Below are 7,682 nucleotides of genomic sequence, written 5' to 3'. Positions count from 1 at the left end.
GGGGCTCTATATCGACGTGGACTATGCCTCGCCCAAAGTTCTCTCGCCATAGTGGGACTCTCATCCGCTCCGGAAGCCCGCGCGTCGAGAATCGATGCGATGCGAATTCGGCTGCGTCCGTAGTCATGGGGACCTCCAGCCTTGATAAGACGTCGGGATTAGATGCTGCGACAAATTACGGTCGGTATCTGTGATTTGCAGTTCGTGCACTGACATATCGTTAAGCCGTGCGCATGAGTCGGCGGCTTTATCATCCGTTTCCCCGATAGAATTTGAGTTAAAAATGTCGGCTCATTGTCCATAGCCGTCCTGTTAGGCGCCTCCCGTCGAATACGCGCGGCCGGACAATTCCATTAGCGGCACCGCCGTGTATGTATAACCCAGTTGCGATAACTGTGTTAGCCAGCCTAGACCCTCTCAAAAGATCGTACTCATTTCGAAGGGGGGAAGAAATGGCACAAGTTATTAGGGTTGCATCTATTTGCAATGGCGATGGTGTCATCCACTCTAGCGTTGGCTGGCCCGTCGGAAGATGCAATTGCTGCAGTAGATCGTTGGTCAGCCGCTTATGGCACCAACGATCCAGAGACCATTGCTAAGACCTATTGTCCGGCCGCAATCCTTCTCGGAACTGTTAGTCCAGTCATCTCCGAGGGGACGCAAGCGATAGTAAAATACTTCACGCCCATAAAAGGAAGCGGCAACACGAACACGATTGAAGAGCGGCGCACAACAACAATCAACGACAGCGCCGCCGTTGTCGCCGGCTTCTACACGTTTACTCGTATAGTGGATGGCAAGCCAGTGCCGGCTCCGTCGCGCTTCACCATGCTCATCACCAAGCACGGAGATGAGCGGTGCATTGCACATCACCATTCCTCGCCTCACGTTCTTCCGAAGAACTGAGGAATTTGGTTGCGGGAACTACATTCTCGTCTCCGGCATATGGTTGTCCGGCTTCATGGGTCCTAGAGCGTCAAGCCGTCGCTATACCGGCAAACAGGTTCTTCTTGATGATCGCGTGGATGCCCCAATTGCCATCGACCACCTGCGTGACGCCGAAGTCGACTCCGATGGACATGAGCGAAATCGCCTCGTCCTCGGTCAGTCCCTTAGTGGTCATTAGGAAGCCACGCATTTTGCGAAACGCATCCCTTAGCGCGAGATCGATCGAGGATTTCTTGTAGATGTCCTGCTGCGCCGTAGGGCCGAGCTCCGCGAGATAATTGGGGAAGCTGAATCCGTGCAGAACCCATTCGTCCTGCGTCTCAAGCAGCGGGTAATTCAGCCCGGCGAGCGAACCGCTCAGTGAATTCTGCTTATGCAGGATAAGCTGGAAGGTCCCGGTCAGCGACATTTCGATGGCGGTGCCGCACAATTCAGAATCGCCTTGCGCGGCGTGCGAGTCGCCGACTGAGAGCAAGCCGCCTGGCACTGCGACCGGATAGTACAGGGTCGCGCCTTTGCCGATGCGCCAATTATCGATGTTGCCGCCGAAATAGCTCGGCGGAATAGAATCGACGACGTCGGCTTCTTTTGGCGCCAGGCCCATGACTCCGAAATGCGGTCGGATCGGGATGCGGACGTTTTTGAGGATGTTGTGGCTCTCTTGCACAATCGAATGGTCGACCGGCACGCCGGGATAGTCGATGATCTTGTGCACCACGCCATACGGATCGGTCTGAGGCACCCAGCGGAAGTTATAGACCGCGTGCGCCCAGTTTTGCTGCCCGCTGGTGTCGATTTCGTAGATCGTGCACACCTCGCGCGGCTTCGGTTCAGTGAGCAGATCATTGTAATGGAAGCCCCACCAGGCCGCCGCGTTGCTGCCGAATGACTTGCCCGGGAACGCCGGATTAGCGCAAGGCCGGGGCATTACATCCATGATGCGGACTTCAATGATATCGCCCGGCTCGGCGCCGCGAACAAAAACTGGACCGGTCAAGATATGCACGCCGAAGCCTTCGCCTGCGCCGCGTCCGAGCTGCTTACCGTCGATCGGGCCGGCCCCACGGCGATTGACGCCCTTCTTATCCTTGGTCCAAAGATAAATGCTCTCAATACCCGGATCGCCTTTGACCATACGTTCGACATCGTCGCCGGCGTGGTGGGTCACGGCCTCGATGGTGATGTAATCGCCCGAATCCAGTTCGAGCTGAGGCTTTAATAGCTTGCTGAAATAGCCCCAATGCACCGTGTCCGAGTTGGCCGGCAAGTAGTGGTAGGTCGGCTGGCCGGGCTTAGTCTGCGCCGATGCCGGAGTGGCCAGCGTGCCGCTCGCAGCCAACGCGGCCGCGCCACCGCCCGCGGCGAATGCGCTCTTAAGGAATGCGCGCCGCTCTTGGTCGAGGTCCTCGAGGAGTTTCTGTCGATGGAGCTCAAATTGCGGGCACGCTTGATCATCGCCTGCGCACATGATGGTAACTCCTCTCTGACGAATTAGCCGGGCAGGAGGTGGCTTGGTAACCCGCAGGAATTGCGGCCCGCATCAAGCCAAACTAGCCTCGCTTGGCCCACCCGCGGAATCCAACGCTCAAACTTGTTTCACCGCAAGCGATGTAATCCGACAGCCACGCTGTCCAAACGCCTGGGGCCCGGGAATCATTACGTTCTCTTGTCGCAGCTTTGGGAGCGAAGATGACCGCGCAGGAGCAGGCCCAAGCGCACTGTCAAGTCGGCAGCATGCCGCTTGCGATCGGCACCATCTCCGATTGGGCGCACAAGATCGCAGCAGGCTGAGACGTCTGCCCTTGGCGCTAATGCGAAGTCCGACGCCACTCTGAAGTGGTCTGCTTAACGGTGAACACCGGAAGAGGCCGAGAGATGTTCAAAACAACGCTCTTGACCCAAGGCGGAAATGCGATGCGCAGTACGGGCCACTCTTCGCGCGCTACGCTTTGTGCCATCTTCACAAACCGCTTATAGCGTCCCGGCAGCGTCGTTCTAACGACGCGGCCGGCCTTCGGATATTATCGGATATTACCCCAAATCCGCCCTTTTGCATCTCATAGAGGGATCTAAAATGGCAGGAATGCAATCTGGGCTTGTTATTTTGACAGTGCTGCTGCTGCTGTCAGGGTCTGTCGCCGTGGCACAGCAGGCGGGCAAGCCCTGCGCCGGCGATATCAAGACACTGTGCGCCGGCGTTCAGCCCGGCGAAGGCCGGATCAAGGCCTGCATAAAATCGCACTTGACCAATCTGTCGCCAACCTGCGAGGACCGAGTGCTCACGGGGGCGGTGACCGCAAAGGTGTGCAAGACCGATGTTACGAACCTGTGTGCCGGTATTGTGCCGGGCACCGGCGGTATCAGAGCCTGCATAAAATCGCACATGGCAGAGGTGAGCGATCCCTGCAGGGATGCGATGTCCCAGGCTGCAGCGGGCAAGAAAATCTTGGGGGGAGGGGATCTTTAGAAATCATTGTCCGCGACCCGGAGCCCTCACTACAAGGGGGACAAATTGCGTTAGGCCTGCATCAGCGAACAGAGCTACCCAAGAAACAAGATTGCTCATCCAGCGCTCGGGACGGAAAGCTTCCGACCTCGCCGTTTCGCCCCACAGTATCTCGCCCAGATGCAACGCCGCGCCGGAGGGCAGAGGTGGCAGCTTCTGCGCCAGCCGCTAATCATCAAGACGGGCCATGCGGCGCAGGCGGCGATGATCGCGTCGCATCGGCTGAGGTGCGACCGCGTTCAATCGTTACCAGTACGGCCGTGCCAGGGGTCCGGGCCCGGGTCGCGTCCCGCTGCGACCTCGGCCAGCCGGTCGAGGTAATGGGCCCAACCTTCTGCGTGGCCGGCGCATTGCTCGGCACTGGGCAGGCCCGTATGGGTCAGGCGCAGCAGCGTTCCGTCCGGTTGCTCCATCAGGTCGATCTCGACCAGGCTTGACGCCGGCGGTACCACCTCGCTGCCGTCCCAGCCGAAGCTATAGGCTAGGCGGTGCACTGGCACCACCTCGCGGAAGGACCCACGGGCAAAGCGAGCGCCGGTGACGTTGACGAGATAGAGCCCGCCGGGCTGAGGATCGACCTGCGCCTCCGTTCCCATCCACCGGAGGATCTTCTCCGGATCAGTGAGGAACGCGAATACCGCGGCGCGCGGCGCCGGGATGTGCGTCTCGCGGCGGACGACGAGTGCCTCTTGCATCGGTTTCCTCCACAGCTGTCATGCCTGCCACCTGCAGCGGGGAAGGTAGGGCAAGCCTTTCTCCCAGGATAGGCCCCGCGAGGTGGCTGCACCATCCGCGCGGTGACAGACCAGGGCCGTCGCGCCATGGTCGCGACACCGCTTGCGCAGCCAACGACCCCACGAATGTCTCAGTGCCAGAGGCCCGACGCCGCCTGCTGATTGGGTACGCACTTCGCCAGCCCTTAGTCGGTCCTTTTCATAGTGAAGGCATGTGCGAGCTCGCTGGTCGGACGAGGAATCCGCTCCCGATCGATGCGGCGGCGGTCGCAACCGTGGGGTTTCGATATGCCGATTGCCGCCTATGCAGGCATCACTGCGCCAAGCCTCTTCGTGCGAGGCGAGCGCGGTCATCCAGTCGTTCAGCGCGTCGCCGAGGTGCTGACTAACGCAGTCTCCAGATCGTCGCTGGTGACCGTTCCCGGCGCCAGTCATTTCATGATCGCGACCCATGCGTCGGATGTCGCGAGGCTCATCCGTGAGCAGGTCGAGACGGTCGAGACGCTGCGCTAGTTTAGCGACCGATCCGCACGGCACCGGGTGACCTCGACATCCAATCGTCGGAGAACGGCGGCGCAGGCGTCAGGCATCAGGGGCGGAGGCCGCGGGACGACTTGCATCCGTTATCTCGCGCGACTGCTCCGTCGTCGGGCGTGCCGACGGCAGTAGTTGGTCGATCAAAAAGTCTGTGCCCAAGAAAGCGACAGACGCCCGTCCGATGTAAGGTGGACATGCGCTCCCACTTCTTGACTGTCTCGATCGAGGGATTGTTGCAGCCAGCTAACATCAGCGTGCGATGGGCGGATTAGCTGAAACCTGCGGATTTGCAGGGGAACCATTTCAAGCGCCACAAGGTCGGCGCTGGTGGGATCGATGCGGGCAAAATACATGAGCGCAAGATCGTCGCGAAACTCGTCGTGGCCGCCGATGCCTTCATAGTCGTTCAGGAAGTCACCGCATCCATAGAGGATGAGACGATCTTTGTAGACTTCGATGGCCTTTGCGTGATGCGAAGAATGCCCATGAAGGATCGAGATGCCGGCTCGTTCGATCAGCTCATGGGCGAATCGCCGTTCCTCTTCCGTGATCTCGTAGCCCCAGTTCCCCCCAATGAATTGAAACGATGACAACGTCCTTCGGTCGCTTAAGTTGGTCCACCTGATCGGCAATCGCCCCGACTAGAGCTTTGGAAAGGTCGGGCACCAGATTGACTCCGGCGGCATCGGGTTTTGCCGCCCATGCCCGAGGAACTCCGCTCGTTACTACGGCAAACGAAAGTACGATCAGCCGCCCATATCCGGTAATTTCTAGGATTGCCGGTGCGCTCGCCTGCCGGAGATCGCGACCTGCGCCGGCGGTTTTGATGTGCAACTGCTCCAGCCTGGCCAAGGTATCGAGCAGTCCAGTCCGACCCCAATCGAGAACGTGGTTGTTGGCCAGCGCGCAGCAGTCAAAGGCGGCTGCGGTCAGGCAACCAGCGTTCTCAGGACTCATCCGGTAGTTGATGCCCTTTGGATCATAAGCGTCGCTGCGCGTGATGCTGGTCTCGAGATTGAGGATGCGTGCATGCGGCTGCACGCGGCTCCATTCCTCCATAGCCGCGCCCCAAACCTCGGCGAAATTCAGGGGCCGGGGAATCGGGCCATTCGCTCGCTCTGCCAGCTGCAGATATGCGGCAGCGGATCTCATCGCTTCTTCGTGTAGGGCGGGTGCGCACGGGTAGGGCAGCGCCTGGTCGATGCCACGCCCGAGCATCACATCGCCGCAGAGAAATATTCTCATCCCCGGCGGACCCGTCTTGTCGATATCGGCGCGATTGGACATGCTCTTGCTCACTCGCCTGATCACCTGCGTCGGGTAGTCAGGGGAAAGGTTATCGCTGATAGACCCCGACGAGGGTCGCTTCGGCGATAAGATGCCGGCGTGCTTCTCGCTCGACCTCGCGGCAGGAGGGCTTCGCGCCGAGCGACAGGTGGTCGACCGACAACGCCAGCAAACGAAAATGATAGCGGTGACGTCCGTGACCGCGGGGCGGGCAGGGGCCGCCGTAGCCCACCCGGTGGAAGTCGTTGATCGCCTGCTTGAATTGTACAGCGCCACTGCCGTGGCTGGCGCCCTCGGCAAGTGCTGTTTGTGCGGCGTCAATGTCGTAAACGGCCCAATGGTGCCATGTGCCTGAGGGCGCATCAGGGTCGTCACAAAGGAGGACGAAGCTGGCGGTCATTTCAGGTGCGGCCTGCCAGTCCAACGGTGGGGAGAGGTCTTCTGCATCGCAGTTGAAACGGCGCGGGATCGCTGAGCCGCCAGAAAAGGCATTTGAGCTGAGCTGCATTGGTTGCCTCCTGGTTGCTGGGATGTCGGCGCCCGCCGCCCGGTCCTCGCGGGGTATAGGACGTCTCGTCGAGGATTCCGGCCGCCGCGTAGTGGCAGCTGGCGCCTGCCCGATTCAGCACGTGACGTGGAAAAGCCCTATCTTTTTCGCATGCGACCTATTGAACGTACGGATCGCCTCAGGGGTCGGCTGCAACAGCACCTTGCAGCCCTTTTTCACGAAATACGCCGCAGCTTGCGGCGATAGATGCACATTGCCCAACTGGCCCGAGCCGAGAATGAGCTGCTCGCATCCGTTCTCAAAGACGAACTTCGCCTCGTCCTTCGAGAGGACATGAGAGGTGCCGTAGTACTTCTTCGATAGCTTCTTCTTTCGCTTCACCACCTCGCCGGAGAGACGAATGATCACGTCGTGCTCATAGGTTTTTCCGTCAATCGTGATGGTGCCGAACGTGGTGCGATCGATCTCCATGGCCTGTTTCCAATCTCCGCACGAGGCCGTGACTCCGCCTCGGCAGACGCGCGCCATATCGGTGCTGTTCCGACGACGTTGCTCCCGGTCAACCGCCGGATCCTGGACTGCTTCACGCCAGGTCGGCCAGCTTCGATGGAGGCACCGCGCCGTTAGCCCCGCGTCCGATCTTTATTTCTCCTCAGCCTCTCAGGATGGCCCCTCGGCGGAAACGTATGGCGCAGCCTGCTATCGGGCAAGCGCTGGGTCGGGTTGAAGTGTCGCAGGTCGCCCGGAGGGGGTTTCGGGAGAGTTCGAGAGAGCCTCTTCAGGATGAACTCGCTCCGGCACGGTCCCGCCCCGTCCCGGGGGACCAAAAAGCGCTCCAGCCCACCCGGCACGAAGCTGAGCAGCAGGGTCGCCTGGTCGCCGACCACCTCGATCGTATGCGGCACACCGCCGGGAAGAGCCGCGTAGGCGCCCGGCCCCACCTCGACGCGGGCATCGCCGACCCGCGCGATTAGCTGCCCCTGCACCACGTAGACCAGTTCGTCCTCGCGCGAGTGGGTGTGCAGCGGCGGGGATCTTGGTGGTTGGGCGGGGTCAGGCAGTATGGCATAATCCACGACGTGGACCCGTTAAGTCCATTGCTTCTTTGTCAAAGGAGAATCGACATGTCCACGTACATGCTTCTCTGCAATTTCACCGAGCA

General features: G+C 60.2%; 8 protein-coding genes and 1 pseudogene. 3 read left to right on the top strand and 6 right to left on the bottom strand.

Annotated elements, in window-relative coordinates; translation table 11 throughout:
* The first annotated feature begins 471 nt into the window (after nt 1-471).
* A complete protein-coding gene (locus Q2941_RS49775) occupies nt 472-906 on the top strand; it encodes a DUF4440 domain-containing protein (RefSeq protein WP_458197271.1) in 435 nt (144 codons plus the stop codon).
* Between the two features lie 70 nt (nt 907-976).
* Here the strand turns inward: Q2941_RS49775 and Q2941_RS49770 are convergent, their stop codons facing one another.
* Complete coding sequence (locus Q2941_RS49770) at nt 977-2,416, bottom strand: acetamidase/formamidase family protein (protein ID WP_254107288.1); 1,440 nt, start codon at nt 2,414-2,416, stop codon at nt 977-979.
* Between the two features lie 606 nt (nt 2,417-3,022).
* Here Q2941_RS49770 and Q2941_RS49765 point away from each other — a divergent pair.
* A complete protein-coding gene (locus tag Q2941_RS49765) occupies nt 3,023-3,415 on the top strand; it encodes a cysteine rich repeat-containing protein (protein WP_458197270.1) in 393 nt (130 codons plus the stop codon).
* Between the two features lie 278 nt (nt 3,416-3,693).
* Here Q2941_RS49765 and Q2941_RS49760 read toward each other — a convergent pair whose 3' ends face one another.
* Entirely contained in the window at nt 3,694-4,149 is a 456-nt protein-coding gene (locus tag Q2941_RS49760) for an SRPBCC family protein (RefSeq protein WP_254107286.1), read from the bottom strand.
* A 327-nt stretch (nt 4,150-4,476) separates the two neighbouring features.
* On the opposite strand from Q2941_RS49760, the gene Q2941_RS49755 reads away from it, so the two are divergent.
* On the top strand, nt 4,477-4,701 hold the full coding sequence (locus tag Q2941_RS49755; RefSeq protein WP_027527786.1) for an alpha/beta fold hydrolase: 225 nt from the start codon (nt 4,477-4,479) through the stop codon (nt 4,699-4,701).
* A gap of 164 nt (nt 4,702-4,865) precedes the next feature.
* On the opposite strand, the pseudogene Q2941_RS49750 reads toward Q2941_RS49755, so the two are convergent.
* The 4 genes and pseudogenes from Q2941_RS49750 to Q2941_RS49735 form a co-directional block, all read right to left on the bottom strand.
* Nucleotides 4,866-5,943 (bottom strand): annotated as a pseudogene (locus Q2941_RS49750) (CapA family protein).
* A 118-nt stretch (nt 5,944-6,061) separates the two neighbouring features.
* A complete protein-coding gene (locus tag Q2941_RS49745) occupies nt 6,062-6,520 on the bottom strand; it encodes a YbhB/YbcL family Raf kinase inhibitor-like protein (protein ID WP_458197269.1) in 459 nt (152 codons plus the stop codon).
* Nucleotides 6,521-6,634: 114 nt separating this feature from the next.
* Complete coding sequence (locus tag Q2941_RS49740; protein ID WP_458197268.1) at nt 6,635-6,991, bottom strand: Mth938-like domain-containing protein; 357 nt, start codon at nt 6,989-6,991, stop codon at nt 6,635-6,637.
* Nucleotides 6,992-7,143: 152 nt separating this feature from the next.
* Nucleotides 7,144-7,596: a cupin domain-containing protein gene (locus Q2941_RS49735; protein WP_458197267.1), complete on the bottom strand. Its 453-nt coding sequence runs from the start codon at nt 7,594-7,596 to the stop codon at nt 7,144-7,146.
* Nucleotides 7,597-7,682: the final 86 nt, after the last annotated feature.

This window comes from Bradyrhizobium sp. UFLA05-153, from assembly GCF_054185185.1.
Note: the sequence above shows the minus strand (reverse complement) of the source record. Positions and strands in the feature narration are given on the sequence as shown.